This window comes from Cryobacterium sp. Y57, from assembly GCF_002929505.1.
Classification (GTDB): domain Bacteria; phylum Actinomycetota; class Actinomycetes; order Actinomycetales; family Microbacteriaceae; genus Cryobacterium.
Genome location: NZ_PJJL01000073.1, coordinates 255,125 through 271,556 on the forward strand (window position 1 = coordinate 255,125; position 16,432 = coordinate 271,556).

17 protein-coding genes are annotated in these 16,432 nt (G+C 62.2%); 9 read left to right on the top strand and 8 right to left on the bottom strand.

Features of this window, described 5'->3' with window-relative positions; all coding sequences use genetic code 11:
• Window positions 1-108: 108 nt before the first annotated feature.
• Window positions 109-1,806, bottom strand: a complete 1,698-nt coding sequence (treS, locus tag CXY72_RS18495) for a maltose alpha-D-glucosyltransferase (protein ID WP_104129113.1) — start codon at window positions 1,804-1,806, stop codon at window positions 109-111.
• A 118-nt stretch (window positions 1,807-1,924) separates the two neighbouring features.
• Between treS and CXY72_RS18500 the strand changes: the two genes are divergently transcribed.
• The gene (locus CXY72_RS18500; protein ID WP_104129114.1) at window positions 1,925-2,860 is read left to right on the top strand and encodes an alpha/beta fold hydrolase; all 936 of its coding nucleotides are present in this window, start codon (window positions 1,925-1,927) and stop codon (window positions 2,858-2,860) included.
• Window positions 2,857-3,927 carry a glycosyltransferase family 1 protein gene (locus CXY72_RS18505; RefSeq protein ID WP_104129115.1) on the top strand — a complete coding sequence of 357 codons (1,071 nt, stop codon included), beginning with the start codon at window positions 2,857-2,859 and terminating at the stop codon, window positions 3,925-3,927. The genes CXY72_RS18500 and CXY72_RS18505 overlap by 4 nt, the downstream gene beginning before the upstream one ends.
• 68 nt (window positions 3,928-3,995) lie before the next feature.
• Here the strand turns inward: CXY72_RS18505 and CXY72_RS18510 are convergent, their stop codons facing one another.
• Both CXY72_RS18510 and CXY72_RS18515 read right to left on the bottom strand, forming a co-directional pair.
• Window positions 3,996-4,649, bottom strand: a complete 654-nt coding sequence (locus CXY72_RS18510; RefSeq protein WP_104129116.1) for a histidine phosphatase family protein — start codon at window positions 4,647-4,649, stop codon at window positions 3,996-3,998.
• 6 nt (window positions 4,650-4,655) lie between these two features.
• Window positions 4,656-5,498, bottom strand: a complete 843-nt coding sequence (locus CXY72_RS18515) for a Sir2 family NAD-dependent protein deacetylase (RefSeq protein WP_104129226.1) — start codon at window positions 5,496-5,498, stop codon at window positions 4,656-4,658.
• Between the two features lie 220 nt (window positions 5,499-5,718).
• On the opposite strand from CXY72_RS18515, the gene CXY72_RS18520 reads away from it, so the two are divergent.
• Complete coding sequence (locus CXY72_RS18520; RefSeq protein WP_104129117.1) at window positions 5,719-6,528, top strand: RNA methyltransferase; 810 nt, start codon at window positions 5,719-5,721, stop codon at window positions 6,526-6,528.
• Window positions 6,529-6,573: 45 nt separating this feature from the next.
• Complete coding sequence (locus CXY72_RS18525; protein WP_104129118.1) at window positions 6,574-7,815, top strand: D-alanyl-D-alanine carboxypeptidase family protein; 1,242 nt, start codon at window positions 6,574-6,576, stop codon at window positions 7,813-7,815.
• Between the two features lie 87 nt (window positions 7,816-7,902).
• Here the strand turns inward: CXY72_RS18525 and CXY72_RS18530 are convergent, their stop codons facing one another.
• Entirely contained in the window at window positions 7,903-8,691 is a 789-nt protein-coding gene (locus tag CXY72_RS18530; protein ID WP_104129119.1) for an SGNH/GDSL hydrolase family protein, read from the bottom strand.
• 87 nt (window positions 8,692-8,778) lie between these two features.
• Here CXY72_RS18530 and CXY72_RS18535 point away from each other — a divergent pair, with 87 nt between their 5' ends.
• Together CXY72_RS18535 and CXY72_RS18540 are read left to right on the top strand one after the other, a co-directional pair.
• Entirely contained in the window at window positions 8,779-10,596 is a 1,818-nt protein-coding gene (locus CXY72_RS18535; RefSeq protein WP_233197937.1) for a DEAD/DEAH box helicase, read from the top strand.
• A 164-nt stretch (window positions 10,597-10,760) separates the two neighbouring features.
• Complete coding sequence (locus tag CXY72_RS18540; RefSeq protein WP_092107921.1) at window positions 10,761-11,240, top strand: Lrp/AsnC family transcriptional regulator; 480 nt, start codon at window positions 10,761-10,763, stop codon at window positions 11,238-11,240.
• 93 nt (window positions 11,241-11,333) lie between these two features.
• On the opposite strand, the gene CXY72_RS18545 is transcribed toward CXY72_RS18540, so the two are convergent.
• Together CXY72_RS18545 and CXY72_RS18550 are read right to left on the bottom strand one after the other, a co-directional pair.
• The gene (locus CXY72_RS18545; RefSeq protein WP_035840308.1) at window positions 11,334-11,537 is read right to left on the bottom strand and encodes a cold-shock protein; all 204 of its coding nucleotides are present in this window, start codon (window positions 11,535-11,537) and stop codon (window positions 11,334-11,336) included.
• Window positions 11,538-11,848: 311 nt separating this feature from the next.
• Complete coding sequence (locus tag CXY72_RS18550) at window positions 11,849-12,685, bottom strand: DUF3097 domain-containing protein (RefSeq protein WP_104129121.1); 837 nt, start codon at window positions 12,683-12,685, stop codon at window positions 11,849-11,851.
• A 38-nt stretch (window positions 12,686-12,723) separates the two neighbouring features.
• On the opposite strand from CXY72_RS18550, the gene CXY72_RS18555 reads away from it, so the two are divergent.
• Window positions 12,724-13,455, top strand: a complete 732-nt coding sequence (locus tag CXY72_RS18555; protein WP_104129122.1) for an SOS response-associated peptidase — start codon at window positions 12,724-12,726, stop codon at window positions 13,453-13,455.
• A 105-nt stretch (window positions 13,456-13,560) separates the two neighbouring features.
• The gene (locus CXY72_RS19700; RefSeq protein WP_158252632.1) at window positions 13,561-13,725 is read left to right on the top strand and encodes a hypothetical protein; all 165 of its coding nucleotides are present in this window, start codon (window positions 13,561-13,563) and stop codon (window positions 13,723-13,725) included.
• 38 nt (window positions 13,726-13,763) lie between these two features.
• On the opposite strand, the gene CXY72_RS18560 is transcribed toward CXY72_RS19700, so the two are convergent.
• Window positions 13,764-14,417, bottom strand: a complete 654-nt coding sequence (locus tag CXY72_RS18560; protein WP_233197938.1) for a DUF1345 domain-containing protein — start codon at window positions 14,415-14,417, stop codon at window positions 13,764-13,766.
• Window positions 14,418-14,551: 134 nt separating this feature from the next.
• Here CXY72_RS18560 and CXY72_RS18565 point away from each other — a divergent pair, with 134 nt between their 5' ends.
• Window positions 14,552-15,487, top strand: a complete 936-nt coding sequence (locus CXY72_RS18565) for a DnaJ domain-containing protein (protein WP_104129123.1) — start codon at window positions 14,552-14,554, stop codon at window positions 15,485-15,487.
• Here CXY72_RS18565 and CXY72_RS18570 read toward each other — a convergent pair.
• Window positions 15,484-16,377 carry a hypothetical protein gene (locus CXY72_RS18570; protein WP_199184091.1) on the bottom strand — a complete coding sequence of 298 codons (894 nt, stop codon included), beginning with the start codon at window positions 16,375-16,377 and terminating at the stop codon, window positions 15,484-15,486. The two genes, CXY72_RS18565 and CXY72_RS18570, sit on opposite strands and share 4 nt — an antisense overlap.
• Between the last annotated feature and the right edge of the window lie 55 nt (window positions 16,378-16,432).

Consider the following 16,432-nt stretch of genomic DNA (forward strand, 5'->3'; position numbering starts at 1 on the left):
CAGGCTTTGGATGGCTTGCTTACGCCAAGGATACGTCGTGCGCACGATCACGACAATGAACGTTCACTTGGAGTTCGTCACGATCGGGCCAGCGAACGGCCAACGTGGTCAGCCGCAGTGTAACCAGTAAAAACTCTGCGCCCCGAGCGTGAGCGTGAGTGAGCCTTCTTCAGTGAAACTGGGAAAGACTGCGCCGCCGAATAAGTCGTACAGCCGCGTCCCGGCCATGTCCACATCATCGATCGTGAACGCGACCGGGTTGTGCGAGAAACTGAACACGCACATCACGGTTTCCGGCTGATCGCCGAACATAGAACCGGAGCCCGCATAGTTGCGGATGAATACGAGTACGGATTCATGGTTGGTCTTGAGCACGCGGATCGCGCCGAGCCCGAAGGTTGGATGCGCCTTGCGTACGTGGATCACATTGCGAATCCAATGCAAAAGCGAACCGGATTGGGCGAGTTGTGACTCCACGTTGGTCTGCGTGAAGTTGTAGACGAGAGACTGCACGATTGGCAGGAACAGCTTGCCGGGGTCGGCATCGGAGAAACCGGCATTGCGATCAGGGGTCCATTGCATCGGGGTACGGGAACTATCCCGGTCGGGCAACCAGATGTTGTCGCCCATGCCGATCTCGTCGCCGTAGTACAGAAACGGGCTACCCGGGAGGGCAAAGAGCAGGGCATGGGCCAGCTCGAGTTCCGCTCGGGAGTTATCGAGTAGAGGTGCCAGTCGTCTGCGAATGCCGATGTTGGCGCGCATTCGTGGGTCGTAGGCATACCAGCCGTACATGGCTTGGCGGTATTCCTCACTGACCATCTCAAGGGTGAGCTCGTCGTGGTTGCGCAGAAACACGCCCCAGCCGGTACCATGAGGAATGTCGGTCGTTTCGGAAAGCACGCGCACCAGTTCGTTGGCCTGCTGGGAGCGCAGCGAGTAAAAGATTCGCGGCATCACCGGAAAATCGAATGCCATGTGGCATTCCGGTTCATCTTCGGTGCCGAAGAATGCGGCAACCTCGCGCGGCCATTGGTTGGCTTCGGCGATCATGACTCGACCGGGATATTCCCGATCGACCAGGGCACGCAGCCGCTTGACGAACTCGTGGGTGGGCGGCTCGCCCTCACCGTTACCCTCTTCGGACTCGAACAGGTACGGAATCGCATCCAGGCGAAAGCCATCGACACCAAGATCGAGCCAGAACCGTATGACATCAAAAATGGCTTCCTGCACGGCCGGGTTCTCAAAATTGAGGTCGGGCTGGTGCGAGAAGAACCGGTGGAAGAAGAACTGCCGACGCACTGGGTCGAAGGCCCAGTTCGATTCCTCGGTGTCAGTGAAGATGATGCGAATGTTGGGGTACCGCTCGTCGGTGTCGCTCCAGACGTAGAAATCTCCGTATGGCCCCTCAGGGTCCTCACGGGATTGCTGAAACCATTCGTGCTGGTCAGACGTGTGGTTCAGCGGGAAATCGATCACGATGCGCATATTTCGTTCGTGCGCTTTGGTCACGAGGTCTTTAAATTCTTCGAGGGTACCGAATTCCGGCAAAATCGTGCGGTAGTCGGCCACGTCGTAGCCACCGTCTTTCAACGGTGAGTTGAAGAACGGTGGAATCCACAGTGCGTCGATGCCGAGCCACTGCAGGTAATCGAGCTTTGAGACGAGGCCGGCCAGATCTCCGGAGCCGTCGGCATTACTGTCGACGAACGACCGAACCATCACCTCATAGAAGACGGCGCGGCGATACCACCGCGGATCGAGGGCCAAACCGGGCAACTGAATGGGTGCGGTAAAGCTCACGGCTTTCCTTCCTTCCCCGCAAAAAGGGCTCTCTCGATGCGTCTGATGGATTGAGTCTAGATCGGCCACCCCGGTGCACGTCCAGCCTTGAATAAGTGTCGCGTCTAAACTAGGTCCGGTGATCGTTTCTTCTCCCTACGACAGGCTTTTACGGCGCCTCCCCGTGCGTGAGGTCACTGCGTCCGTTCCCGGCACAGACCGCCAGCGCACAGACACGCGGTACTGGGAATACGGCGACCCCGATGCCCCGACAACCCTTGTACTTGTGCATGGGTTTCGGGGCGATCACCACGGTCTGCAACTGGTCGTGGCGGAACTGCTGGGCGACGGTGCAAACCCGGTCGACCTGCGTATCGTGGCACCCGACCTGCCCGGTTTCGGCGGATCAGCGCCACTGCCCGGAGGCGTGCACTCGTTGGCGGCATACGTCGATTGGCTCGAGGAATTTGTCCGCGTGTTGGCCCCGGCGGGGCGGTTGGTCGTGCTGGGCCACTCTTTCGGCTCGATCGTGGTCGCTGCGGCCGTGGCCGACGGACTGGTGACGCACGACGTCGTCCTGGTCAATCCGATCGCCGCGCCGGCACTGTCCGGGCCGCGCGGTGTGCTGACCCGACTGGCCGTGTTCTACTACTGGACTGCTGCGAGCCTGCCGGATCGCTGGGGCTATGCCTTGCTGCAGAACCGAGCCATCGTGCGCATCATGAGCGTGAGCATGGCCAAGACGCGTGATCCGGGCCTGCGGCGCTGGATTCACAACCAGCACGACCGTTACTTCAGCGTCTTCGCCAACCGTCGAGTCGTGATGGAGGTGTTCGCCGCTTCGGTTAGTCATGACGTGAGCGAGTTCGCTGCACGCATCCGGCAACCCACGCTGTTGATCGCGGCCGACAAAGACGACATCACGCCGATTGCCGCGCAGTACCGACTGCAGTCGCTGTTTCCGAACGCCACGCTGCGGGTCATCAACGGAGTCGGCCACCTCATCCACTACGAGAAGCCGAAACCGGCCGCCGAGTTCATCCGTGAATTTCTCGCGGAAGACCGACCAGCATGAGAATCGTCGTCGACTGCCGCTACGTGCGTCTGGATCACCACGACGGCATCAGCCGATACATCGCTGGCCTGGTCACAGAACTGGGCCGATTGCATCCGCTCACCATGCTGATCAGTGACCACCGCCAGCTCGGGATGCTACCCGCCCTGCCCTGGCAGCTCGTACGCGCCCCGACCAGTCTGCTCGAACCGTTCATCGCTCTCGCGGTCAACCGGTTGCAGCCCGACGTCGTTTTCAGCCCCATGCAGACCATGGGTTCTTGGGGCCGCAAATACCGGTTGTTCCTAACCGTGCACGACCTCATCTATTACCGCAATCGCACACCCCCGCATGACCTTGCACCGTTGATCCGGCTGCTCTGGCGCGCCTATCACCTCTCCTTTTGGCCGCAACGGATGCTGCTGAACGGCGCCGACGGCATTGTGACCGTGTCCGAAACCACCCGTTCACTGATCAACGAGCATCACCTCACCCGGCGGCCGATCACCGTGGTGCCGAACGCCGCCGACCCTGTTCCCGGCGCCCCTACCCACCGGAGTATGCCGGAAACGACCCGCCTGATTTACATGGGGTCGTTCATGCCGTACAAGAACCTCGACACGCTGGTCATGGCTCTGGCTGACCTGCCAGATCACGAACTGCACCTGCTCAGCCGGGTGTCGGCGACGGAACGAACACGGCTGACCCGTTTGGCAACGCAAGCCCGGCTGGTCTTTCATGATGGGGTGACCGATGAGGAGTATCACCGCCTGGTGCGCTCGGCGACGGCGCTCGTGACCGCCTCTCTCGATGAGGGCTTTGGAATTCCCCTGGTTGAGGCGATGGGCCTCGGCATTCCCGTTGTGGTCAGCGATATCGCAATCTTTCGTGAGATCGGCGGAGCTGCCGCGCTGTACTTCGATCCGCGCAGTGCTGACGCAATCGCAGCAGCCGTGCGTCGCCTGGCGCTTCCGGGGGAGTGGGAAACGCGATCGGCTCTCTCGATCAAGCAGGCCGCTCGGTTCACCTGGGCGGAGTCGGCCCGCACGCTGCTCGGGGTGTTGGAGGGGACAAAACCCATCGCGTGACGGGTGCCGCAACTAGACTGTGCGATTGTCTCCGACATGGTTTTCCCGCACGACCAAGCGTCGCAGGGTCAGGGTAACGCCGGCGCGACAGCCTCGCCACGATCGCCGGGCGATCGGATCGTCGCATCGAAGTGGGTCAGTGATAGCTGATCGTTCTCCCACCGAAAATCGTGCACCGATCCATTGGCAATGAACTCGCCGTGACGCGGGCGGTCCCCGTCGGTGAGGTGACGCAGCAACGCACCAATGATCCCGCCATGGCTCAATATCAGAACGGACTGACCGGCGCGCCCGACGGCCAACCCCGCCAGCGCTGCGAGCACTCGGTCGACGACGTCGCGGCGGGTTTCGAGGCCAGGAACGGCCACACCGTCGGGAAACCGGTGTTGGCGTTCAGTGAAGGTGAGCCCCTCGATAGCGCCATGGTGGCGTTCGGTCAGGGAGGGAATCACGACGGGTTCGTCCAGCCCGAGTTCGGTGGCAATGATTGTGGCTGATTCAGCGGCGCGCAGCAGCGGGCTGGTCGCTATTGCATTCCAGTGTCGGTTCCGCAGGCGCGCCGCCGCTGCAACCACCTCAGCCCGCCCAGCAGCGTTGAGCGGGATATCCGTGCGACCTTGAATGCGCTGGTGCAGATTCCAATCGGTCTGGCCGTGGCGCACGATGGAGAAAACGGTCGTGCGTGATTCACCAGTCGGATTGGTGCTTCGCCGGGCGGACACGAACGGTCAGCCCAGCAGTCGTTCGGTCAAGGCGGCGAGGGTTTCGGAGGTACCGGCTTCGAGTTTGTGCAGCGCACGCCCATCACCCTTGGTGACGCCGCGGTTGATGACAATGATGGGCAGCCTGCGCCGACGAGCCTGTTCCACCAGGCGGATGCCGGAATTGACGGCCAGCGAAGATCCTGCCACGACGAGGGCGTCGGCGCCCTGGATCACAGCGGATGCCTCGAGAAATGTTTCCGTGGGAACGAGCTCACCGAAAAAGACAACGTTTGGCTTGAGCATGCCCCCGCACACCGTGCAGTTCGGCACGACGAAGTCATCGATATTTCCCACGTCGGCATCGCCGTCGGGAGCTATGCGGATGCTTTCCGGGTGGCGGAGCACGGGATTGTCCGTTTCGAGCCTGGCAGCGATGCTGTCCCGGCCGAACGCCTGGCCACAGGTCAGACAGATCACCCGGTCGAGGGAGCCGTGCAGTTCGACGACATGGCGTGAGCCGGCGCGGGTATGCAGGCCATCTACGTTCTGGGTGATGATGCCGGCGATGGCACCGGCGTTTTCCAACTGCACCAGCGAGCGATGCCCGAGGTTGGGTTCAGCCTGGCGGAACACTCGCCAGCCCAAATGGCTGCCAGCCCAGTAGCGTTTGCGCGATCGTTCATCGGCGACGAAGGTCTGAAAGGTCATCGGAGTGCGGATCGGTGCCCCCGCGCCCCGATAGTCCGGAATGCCGGAATCGGTGCTGAGTCCGGCACCGGTGAGGACGGCGGCACGTTTGCCGCGCAGCAGGGTGGCTACAGCATCCACTGCCCGCTCGGAATCGAGGGCGACCGCCGAGGCGAGCACAGCGGCGGCATCGGGAGCGCCGGTAGGTTCGAGCGCGTCGCCAGGCGCCGTTTCGGTGGGCAGGGCCGAGTCGGCTGTCACCGGTGCTCCTTTCACGCAGAGATGGGCGAACGAGCTGAACAAAATACCCGTTACCTGATTCTAAACTCGTCTGTTTTCCTGTTTGACTACCTACCTGTCAGGCTTGAGGTCAGTCACTCGTCTCGGAAGGCACTACTTCGTGCAGATCACCCGCATTACCGACCTGTCTAGTGCGGGTCTCGCCGACTATTCGCGGTTGACCGATGTCGCTCTCCGACGGGTTCTCGAACCGGCCGGCGGGTTGTATATCGCTGAGTCACCCAAGGTGATCGCTCGGGCGCTGAACGCCGGGCATCGGCCCCGGTCCCTGCTGATTCAGGAACAGTGGATGCCGGACGCCGCGCGTTTGCTGGTCGACTGGCCCGACGTGCCGGTTTACGTGGGTGAGCCTGGCGTGCTGGAGCAGCTCACCGGCTACAACCTGCACCGCGGAGCGCTCGCCGCCATGCACCGTCCGGTGCTGGAACCAGTCGAAGCGCTGCTGACGAGTGCCCGCCGCATTGTGATCCTTGAAGACATCGTCGACCACACGAACGTCGGCGCCATTTTTCGTTCGGTTGCCGGGCTCGGTGCCGATGCCGTGCTGATCACCCCACGCTGCGCGGACCCGCTCTACCGGCGAAGTGTGCGCGTGAGCATGGGCACGGTGCTGCAGGTACCGTGGACTCGCCTGCCGGAGTGGAGCGTGGCCACCCCGCTGTTGCACGCCGCGGGGTTTCACCTGGCAGCCCTGGCGCTGGCCGACGACGCGGTCTCTCTCGACGTGTTCGCCGAGGCGGTGCCCGAACGGCTCGCCATCATCCTCGGCGCGGAGGGCGATGGGCTCAGTCAGCACGCTTTGGCTGCCGCCGATACGGTCGTGACGATTCCCATGTTGCACGGCGTCGACTCGCTCAATGTCGCCTCGGCGAGCGCGGTTGCGCTCTACGCCCTGCGCGTTCGCTCGTGAACTCGGCGGGCCGGCTGCGCGCCGCGAAGAAGTTAGGCTGATCGGATGTCTCCCTCCCGGCGTGTCCTCCTCCGACGCCGAAGACTGGCCGTCTTCAGCATTCTCCTCGTCGTACTGGGCGGAATCGGCTACGTTGGCGCCACCAACCTTGCTCCCGTACCGGGTAGCGCCGCGTCGATCGTGCAGCCGGATGCGCTCTCCCAGCCGGCGGCTGCACCGGCCTGGCCGGCCTTTGGCGCGAGCGCTATCGGCGCGGTCGGTTTTCCCGGTGTTCTGGCCTCGACCGGCCAGGAAGACACGGTGCCGATCGCGAGCATTGCAAAAATGGTGACAGCTCTGGTCGTCCTCGATGCCAAGCCACTCGGTGCGGGCGAGGACGGACCCGACATCACCTTCACCGACGCTGACGTGGACAGGTACTACGACGCGATCGCCGAGAACGGTTCGGTGGCACCCGTCGTCTCGGGGATGGTGCTCACGCAACGTGAGGCTTTTGAGGCAATGCTGCTGCCGTCGGCCAATAATTATGCGTCTTCCCTCGCGGTGTGGGCGTACGGATCCGCGGACAATTATCTGGCGACGGCGAAAACCTGGCTGGCCGACCACACCCTGACCCAGACCAGTATCGCGGATACCAGCGGTCTCTCCGCGTCGAGCGTCAGCAGCCTGGCCGACCTGGTGGAGATCGGCCAGCTCGTCGTGGGCCACCCGGCCCTCGCCGAAATCGTCGCCCTCCCGTCGGCGGTCCTGCCGGTCATCGGAACCATTACCAACACGAACAAGCTGCTTGGCAAAGATGGCGTCGACGGCATCAAGACGGGCACAACGGATGTTGCCGGTGCGTGTCTGTTGTTCTCGACCGATTTCACTATCGGCACCCACACGGTCACCCTTGTCGGTGTCGTTCTCGGCGGGGACACGCACTCCAAGCTCAATTCGGCCATTGCCGCGCTGATCGACAGCGTCCAGCCTGGCTTTCACGAGGTCGTCCTGGCCGAAGAAGGCGCCGTGTTCGGCAGCTATACGACACCGTGGGGTGACGTGAGCGACATCGTCGCCGAGCGGGCGGCATCCGTTCTGGTCTGGTCGGACTCGCCGATCTCGGGCACCGTCACGGCCAAGGACGTGCAACTCGGTCATGCCGGTGACGAGGTGGGCGAGGTGTCCTTCACGATCGGTGCCGCAACGCCGACGACGGTGACCGTGCCGCTCGAATTGCAGCACACCCTCGCGGATCCCGGCCCGGCTTGGCGCATGGGACACCCCGGCGAGCTTGTCGCCGGCTGACCTCGCCGCGCCATCCCGACTCACCCCGTCCCGACTTACCCCGTCCGGACTCACCTGATCCGGAACCTACGGCGCAGGCACAAGCGGTCAAACCGGCGGCAGGGTGAACGGGCCGGCGTCTGGTCGTTTGGGCAGCACGTGGTCGCCGGAGGATTGGTGGCGCACCCGGCGCAGAACCCAGGGCACAAGGTATTCCCGCGCCCAGACGAGGTCTTCCGTGCGGGCCTGACGCCACGTGGTGCCCGGCATAGGCTCCGGTGCGCTCGGTGCGAGGGAACTCGTCACGTTGAGGGTCTGCAGCACCATGCGCGCGACTGTGTGGTGCCCCAGCGCGTTGAGATGCAGCCGATCCGGAGCCCACATGCGAGGGTTCTGAATCTCGGTCAACTGCCACATGTCGGCCACGATGCAGTCGTACTTGGTGGCGATCGCCCGAATGTTTTCGTTGTAGATGGCCACTTTACCGCGAATGCTGCGAAAAACAGGGGAGAAGCCCACATCCGCGCCGGTGAACAGCACGACTGTCGCGCCAAAGTGCGTCAGCCGGGAAATCGCTGCGTCCAAGCGTGCTGCAATGGAATCAGGGTCGGTCCCTGGTCGAAGCACGTCGTTACCGCCCGCCGAGATGGTGATCAGGTCGGGTCGTAGCGCGAGGGCAGGTTCGACCTGTTCGTCGACAATCTGCCGGATGAGTTTGCCACGGACCGCGAGGTTGGCATAGGCGAAATCCTCGGTGCCGTCACTGAGAATCTCGGCAACCCGATCTGCCCAGCCACGATGCCCGCCGGGGCTCTGTTGCTCGGGATCGCCAATGCCTTCGGTGAACGAATCGCCAAGAGCGACGTAGCGCGACCATGGATGCTGTTGCTTCGTCATCGATCTATTCTGTCGGAACTCCCAGTCCTGGGTCGAACCGAGCGAGGCGAACGCGAACGTCGGTGGGCTTTGGTAGATTTGGAAGACGTGAATACTCCATCGGTTTTCGGTCCCGCGCAGGGAACAAGTGCAGCCGAACACCTATCGCCGTCATTCCCCGAACGCGCGGCCTGGGGTACGGCCGGCAAGCTGCGTGCCTGGCAGGCTGAAGCGCTGGAAGCCTATTTCGTGCACGAACCCCGGGACTTCCTGGCCGCGGCTACACCGGGCGCCGGCAAGACCACCTTCGCCCTGCGACTGGCTGCGGAACTACGCTCCCGACGCACGATTGATCGCATCACCGTCGTGGCGCCGACCGAGCATCTCAAGAATCAGTGGGCGGACGCCGCAGCGCGCGCAGGGATCCGTCTCGATCCAATGTTCAAGAACGCTGATCGTAGCTACGGCAGCCACTATCACGGGGTCGTCGTGACCTACGCGCAGGTAGCCGCTCGCGCTGCCCTGCACAAACAGATCACCGAGTCGAGTCGTACCCTTGTCATCCTCGACGAGATTCACCACGGGGGAGATGCCCTGAGCTGGGGCGACGCGATCCGGGAGGCCTTCGGCCCGGCCACCAGGCGCCTCTCGCTGACCGGGACGCCGTTTCGCTCGGATACTTCACCGATCCCCTTCGTCAGTTACCTGCCGGACAAGCACGGCATCCGCATGTCGCAGAGCGATTATGCCTACGGCTACGGGCGCGCCCTCGCCGATGGCGTCGTGCGCCCGGTGATGTTCATGGTGTACGCCGGGCACATGAAGTGGCGCACCAGGGCCGGTGATGAAATGGAAGCCAAGCTCGGCGAGGGCAATACTAAGGACATCACCAGCCAGGCCTGGCGCACCGCGCTCGAGCCCAGCGGGCAATGGATTCCGTCGGTATTGCGCGCCGCGAACTCTCGCCTGACCGAGGTGCGGCACGGCATTCCGGATGCCGGTGGTCTCGTCATTGCCACCGACCAGACCGCCGCACGTGCCTACGCCGTCATTCTCGAGGACATTTGCGGCGAGCCGGTCACCATCGTGCTCTCCGACGAGAAGGAGTCGAGCGACCGCATCGATGAGTTCTCCAAGAACACCCGTCGGTGGATGGTCGCCGTGCGCATGGTGTCGGAGGGCGTGGATGTGCCACGCCTGGCCGTCGGCGTATACGCAACCAGTGCGGCAACCCCGCTGTACTTTGCCCAGGCAATCGGCCGGTTCGTGCGAGCCCGGCGACGTGGTGAGACGGCATCCATTTTTCTGCCCAACGTTCCCGGGCTGCTCAGCCTCGCCAACGCGCTCGAATTAGAACGCGATCACGCCCTCGACCGCAGCAATCGTGAAGACGGCGATGACGGCATGTACAACCCCGAAGATGCCATGGTCGCAGCGGCGAACAAGGAGGACAAGGCTTCGGATGATCTTGGCCTGGACGACTTCACCTGGCAGGCACTGGACTCGCAGGCGACCTTCGACATGGTCATGTTCGACGGTGACGAGTTCGGAGAGCTCGCCGAACCCGGCACCGATGAAGAATTTGATTTCATCGGCATCCCTGGCCTGCTCGAACCGGAACAAGTGTCGGAGTTGCTGCGGCAACGCCAGTCGCGCCAGTCCAAACGGTCATCTGACAAACGCAAAGACCCGGTGACGGGCGAGATCGCCCCGCTTGAACCGCCGCCGCTGTATCGCACGCTCAAGGAACAGCGCACACTGCTGTCGAGCCTGGTCGGCATGTGGTCCAAACTCGCCAATGAACCCCACGGAATGATCCACGCCGAACTTCGCCGATTGTGCGGCGGTCCGGCCGTCGCGCAGGCCAGCGTCACCCAGCTGCAGATGCGCATCGATCTGCTGCGTCGCCGCCTCGGGCGCAGCTAGCAGCGGCCATTCCGGCATGCACGGCATGAGTTTCACGATGTGACGACGGTGGCAACACGACCACACGGGAGCAGATGCTGTGTTCTCGTGCCAGTGTCGATGCAGACCCTTGCGAATCATTTGCTCGAATCGCATAAACTGCTTAGTAACGAGGGAGTCTGTTGATGGAATCGAAGAAGCCGGAACTCGACCGGGTTGACCGCGCACTGTTGCGAGCCCTATCGGTCAATGCGCGGGCTTCGGGAGCTGCCCTGGCAAGCGAAATCGGTGTCGCCGAGTCCACCGTGTCCCTGCGCCTCCGCCGGTTACAGCAGCTCGGCCACATTCGTGGCTACCGGGCCAATATCGACCTGGCTGCGCTCGGTGCCAGCCTGCAGGCCCTTATCTCGGTGCGGTTGGCCAAACACGCCAGAGTGCAGATCGATGACTTTCGTAACGCAGCCCCGCACTGGCCGGGCGTGATCGGGCTGTTCCACACCGCAGGTGCCGACGACTATCTGCTGCACGTTGCCGCAGCGGATGCTTCCCACCTGCGTGACTTTGTGCTGGAACACCTTGCGGAGCATCCGGCCGTCGCTCACACGGAGACAAACCTGATCTTCGAGTATGTCGACGGCGACGGCTGGCAAGACCTGGTGAAGTAGGGCGACCACGCCACAACGACAGCACGCTGGTACCAACCGCTTAAAACAAGAACGCCTCCCGCAAAAGCGGGAGGCGTTCTTCGCAAGCTCTATTTAGAGGGCGCGGATGTTCTCGGCCTGAGGACCCTTGGGGCCCTGGGTTACCTCGAACTCGACCTTCTGGTTCTCATCGAGGGACTTGTAGCCATTCGACGCGATCGCGGAGTAGTGCGCGAAAACATCGGCGCTTCCGTCGTCGGGTGCGATGAAGCCGAAGCCCTTTTCAGCGTTGAACCATTTCACGGTACCTGTTGCCATTTGTAAAACTCCTCCAGGAGTGTTAGACCGGCCCCGACTGTCGGGACCGTTCGTCGCGGTATTCGTCGTCCGCTTCCGAAAGGAATGTGGCGCATCAACCGCGATCCAAGTGAATCACAATCGGTGCGTTTAAGACGTGCAAGCACTACAACTTCGAGTTCAACACTAGCCCACAAGTCTGGACGGTTTCAAAGTTCCCAGCCTTTTTGACATGAAAGCGTTACGTTTACACAAGAATTCAGGTGATCTCCGGGGCGACCACTGCTCGGCGAGGCCGCGGGCACGGGTTGGCCGAAACTGGTTACGGCGTGTCATTCGGCAGTCACGAAGTCGATCAAATGTTCCACGCGCCCTAAAAGTTGCGGTTCCAGATCGGCAAAGGTACGCACGCGGCCGAGAATTCGCTGCCAGGCCCGGGCGATATCGGCCTGTTCCTCGTGCGGCCAGCCGAGTGCGTCGCAGATGCCGTGTTTCCATTCGATGCTCCGTGGTACGTCGGGCCAGGCTGTGAGGCCGATCCGTGCGGGTTTCACCGATTGCCATACGTCGACGAACGGATGCCCCACTACGAGAACATTCGCCGCGAACGGCCCGCGCGCCACGGCTTCTGCGATGCGACTCTCCTTGGATCCAGGCACGAGGTGGTCTACCAGTACGCCGACGCGACGTGCAGAGGTCGGACGGAATTCGCGGAGAATCTCGTCGAGGTTGTCGACCCCCTCGATGTATTCCACGACGACGCCTTCGATGCGTAGATCGGCGCCCCAGACCTTCTCCACCAGCTCGGCGTCGTGACGCCCCTCGACAAAGATGCGACTGGCGCGCGCGACGCGAGCAGGCGCATTGGGCACGGCCGTCGAGCCTGAAGCCGTGCGTACCCGGCCCAGGGCGGCCGCCATGGTCGGTGCGACCAGTGTGACGGGACGCCCGTCGATCAGGAAACCAGAGCCGAGCGGAAACAGTCGCAGCTTGCCATGCCTGTCTTCGAGTGTGACAATCTTTTTTTCCACACGAATGACGGCGCCACAAAATCCTGTGGCTGTTTCTTCGACAACCAAGTCCCGGACAGCTTCCTGGCTGGGAATAATGATTCGACCCGCGTCGCGCCACCCGGGGGAGAGCACGTCTGCACTGTAACGTTCGTCCATTGCATCGACGCTAGCGGAAGTCCGTGGAGTCGCCCGGCATGACGCGGTACTCTGAGGGTATGTGTGGTCGACTCGTCATTACCGATTCAGCGCCCGATCTGGCTGCGATGTTCGATATCGAGCATGTTGGGGAGAATCTGCCGGAACCGTCCTGGAATATCCGGCCGACTGAACAGATTCCGATCGTGCTGGAATCGGCTAAAACCGACCCGTCCGTGCGTCGATTGGAATCAGCACGCTGGTCATTGATTCCATCTTTCGCGACGGAGTCGACGTCGAAATTTCCGACCTTCAATGCTCGGGCAGAAACGGCCGCCGAGAAGCCGACCTTCACGATGTCCGTGCGGTCGCGGCGCGCTCTGGTCCCGGCGACGGGCTATTTCGAGTGGCACACCGAGGGAACCGTGAAGACTCCGTACTTCATTGAATCCGACGATGGCCTTCCCCTCGCTCTCGCTGGTCTGTATTCCTGGTGGAAGAACCCGGCTGCCGTTGACAGCGATCCGGCGCGCTGGGTGTTGTCCGCAACCATCCTGACGACTAATTCCGAGGGTTCGCTTGCGCAGATCCACGACCGCACACCCGTTGCCCTGCCGGAGGAGTGGTGGGACCACTGGTTGGATCCGGCCACCGAGGGTGACCAAGATCTCGTGGATGCCGCCGTCGCAGCGTCCCGGATAGTCTTAGCATCACTCAATTTTCATGAGGTCGGCCGGGTAACCGGGAACGGCCCTGAACTGATCGAGCCGATAACTAACGCTTCGATGTAATTGCATCGGGCGCCAACCGGTACGCTCGAAGCAGTACGAATAAGCAGAACGCTCAACTCAGTGCCTGGCGGAATTACCTTGGGTGCTGCCGTGAAAGGAACACCCATGAACATCGTCGCCTTCGTCGTAGCGTTTGCGATTTTCGTTTTCGGTTTTTGGCTGTTTGGCCTGGCTTTCTCGGTCACGTCCCTGATGGCACCGATCTTCATTGCGGGAATCTTGTGCGTGGCCATCGCCATGGCAATCCCGTTCCACCTGCTGCGCAACTAAGTCCCGATCGAGTCGCCTGAACGTGCCGGCTGCTGCATTCAGTGCAGGAATCCCGCTACGAGATTGATCAGCGTAGCCAAAATCACCGATCCGTACGGAAATGACAGCAGCGCATGCTGGAGCGTCGCCATCCGCAGCGAGTGATTCTGGATGCTGGTGTCTGAGACCTGGTAGGTCATGCCAATGGTGAAGGCCAGGTAGGCGAAGTCAGTATACCGCGGGGGTTCGGGCTGATTGAAGTCGATGCCGCCGGGAGAGTGACTGTAATACAACGAGGCGTAGCGCAGGGTGAACAGTGTGTGCACAAGCACCCAGGACAGGGCGACGCTGGCAATGGCCACTGCGGCGAGAAATCCGCGCTGGGAACTCAGAGTCGCCGTCGTCCCGAGCAGCAACACGACAATCGCGCCGAGACTGCCGAGTCCAGCCAGCAGAATCAGAAATTCTGAAACAACCCGTGACGGATCTTCGCGAGTGGCGTGCTGGGCCGTCGCGTCGGCATCCTGGCGGCTGATGACAATCCAGACCCAACTTATGTACGTCACGCAGGCAGCACCCCAGCCGAGAATTACAGTGAGAACCCAATCGCCTGCCAGACCAGCCGTAACCCCGACGGCAAGACCGGCCACGAGCATGACGACCAAACGGGTACTGTACCGGTGCAGGTGCAGGTGCGCAAGTGGAATGGTCACAGGCTGATCGTGGCACACAATGGCCGATCACCCACCCAGCTCTCGCTCGGTGCGGTATCAGAATCGCACGGTAATGTAGATTTTCGATCGATTTCGCATTGATTGTCTTCAAACACGGAAAGGTCCCGCCCAGGATGCAAGACAGCCCGGCCGCATCCACCCCCTACGAGGTCCTCGGAGTGAGTCCGACCGCGACCGAGAATGAGCTACGTCGCGCCTATCGAGTGTTGTTGCGCCAGACCCATCCCGATGTCGGCGGCAGCGCGAGCAAATTTCATGCCGTGCAACTCGCCTGGGAACGTGTGGGAAGTCCACAGAACCGAGCCGACTACGATCGTCGACGCTTCGGCGACCCGGAGCAGGCCGCTTCAACGGATGCCTACGCCGCCTCCGCCGCCCGCGGCCCCGCCACGAAATCCAGCCTGAAAACCCGCATGCACGGTCATCCTGGTGGGCAGGCCCGCTTGAGATACCTCGACCTCGTGCGCGAATGGGCTGGCCGAGGCACGGTCATCGACGACCCGTACGCCCCCGCGCTCATTCGGAGCGCACCGAAACTTGTACGGCACTGCCTCGCCAAAGCTCTGGCAGAGGAGGCCACAGCCCAGCTTGTGGCCAACCTCGGTATCGGTTTCACCGCGTGGCACGACATCGACACCGGGAGCCAGACCGACAAACTCGACCACATCGTCCTCGGCCCGGCTGGATTGTTCGGCATCTTGTCTGAAGACTGGGGCGCGCCCGTGCAGCTGCGCCGCGGCGAACTGATCGGCGACGAACTGCCGGAGGAGGATCGCCCGATCCACCAGTTCGAGGATGCCTCCCGCTCACTCAGCCGTGCATTGAAAGTACGCTTCACCGCGCTGATCGTCGTGCTGCCCGACGTAGCCCTGGACGAAGCGCTATCGCTACCCAAGCGTGGCCGACGGCCGATGATCATTGTGATTCCGCGATCGCGGCTCGTCGGCGTGCTGCGTGAGGGATTGGCCGGCATGGAGCGCGGCAGCTTCGAAAAGGTCTTCGAGCTGCGCAGCACCCTGCTGAACGGCATCCGTTTCGTGAATACCTAGGCGTTTCGAGATGACGAGCGCAGGGCCAGCTTGTCGACCCAATAGCGCAGAAATGTAGCCCCGGCCTCATCGTGGATCTGGTCGCCGATCACGATCACCGGGTACGGCCGGTCAAGAATGCCATCGGATGGACGCACGTCAACGTGGGTGACGTCGTAGCCGGCTTCGTACAGGTGATCGGCCATGCGATAGTCGCTGCGGGAATCGCCCATTGATCGCCACAGCTGGGGCAACGGACCACTCGCTGCGAAGTAGGCAAGAGCACGTTTCGCGGCATGGTCCTTGTCGAGCGTGACCGACTCGATATCGGTTGAGATGATCGTGGCGTCGAGTCGAAACGGAATGCGACCAAATTCGTCGGGCGATTGGCGATCGTCGAATTGCACGCCGAGACCGTGTTCCACCAAGATGGCGAAGGCTGCCTCGTTGAATTCGGATTGGCGGGCGAGATAGTTTGCATGGCTCACATCGGTGCGCTGTTCGACCGAGATCATCGCCTGCTTGGTTTCGTCGAAGAACATCTCGGCTGCGAACGAGTCAGAGACCAACTGGCGCACCGCGTCAATGACCGCCATCGGAAGGGCAACGCTCTGATCGACGACGACGTCCCCCATGCCGTTCGGTCCGATCGGAAACCACACCGCGCCCTTCTCGCAGACGCCGTACATCCGAAAGGTCTCCGGCAACCCGGCGAGCACAAGCGGGGCGATCACCTGCTCGCGGATAAAGTCGGCTGACCTCCCGGTGATGAACGCGATCGGCACGTGTCCGGCCGCCAATGTGATCAGATCGGCCAGGATACTCGGCGTTGAAATGGTGCGCGTGATCGGGCTCGCAATCGGGCCGTCGACGTCGAGGAGGAGTCCGAGTGGAGACACGGGAATTGACATTCAGCCATTCTCTCACGACCGGCGAAAGAGATTCCGGCTTCGATCGAAAAGCGGA

Bases quoted from the DNA above. Each gene is read 5' to 3' on its own strand.
- CXY72_RS18505 (WP_104129115.1), top strand. From the start codon at position 2,857: ATGAGAATCGTCGTCGACTGCCGCTACGTGCGTCTGGATCACCACGAC.
- CXY72_RS18525 (WP_104129118.1), top strand. From the start codon at position 6,574: ATGTCTCCCTCCCGGCGTGTCCTCCTCCGACGCCGAAGACTGGCCGTC.
- CXY72_RS18530 (WP_104129119.1), bottom strand. From the start codon at position 8,691: ATGACGAAGCAACAGCATCCATGGTCGCGCTACGTCGCTCTTGGCGAT.
- CXY72_RS18540 (WP_092107921.1), top strand. From the start codon at position 10,761: ATGGAATCGAAGAAGCCGGAACTCGACCGGGTTGACCGCGCACTGTTG.
- CXY72_RS18545 (WP_035840308.1), bottom strand. From the start codon at position 11,537: ATGGCAACAGGTACCGTGAAATGGTTCAACGCTGAAAAGGGCTTCGGC.
- CXY72_RS18550 (WP_104129121.1), bottom strand. From the start codon at position 12,685: ATGGACGAACGTTACAGTGCAGACGTGCTCTCCCCCGGGTGGCGCGAC.
- CXY72_RS18555 (WP_104129122.1), top strand. From the start codon at position 12,724: ATGACGCGGTACTCTGAGGGTATGTGTGGTCGACTCGTCATTACCGAT.
- CXY72_RS19700 (WP_158252632.1), top strand. From the start codon at position 13,561: ATGAACATCGTCGCCTTCGTCGTAGCGTTTGCGATTTTCGTTTTCGGT.
- CXY72_RS18565 (WP_104129123.1), top strand. From the start codon at position 14,552: ATGCAAGACAGCCCGGCCGCATCCACCCCCTACGAGGTCCTCGGAGTG.
- CXY72_RS18570 (WP_199184091.1), bottom strand. From the start codon at position 16,377: ATGTCAATTCCCGTGTCTCCACTCGGACTCCTCCTCGACGTCGACGGC.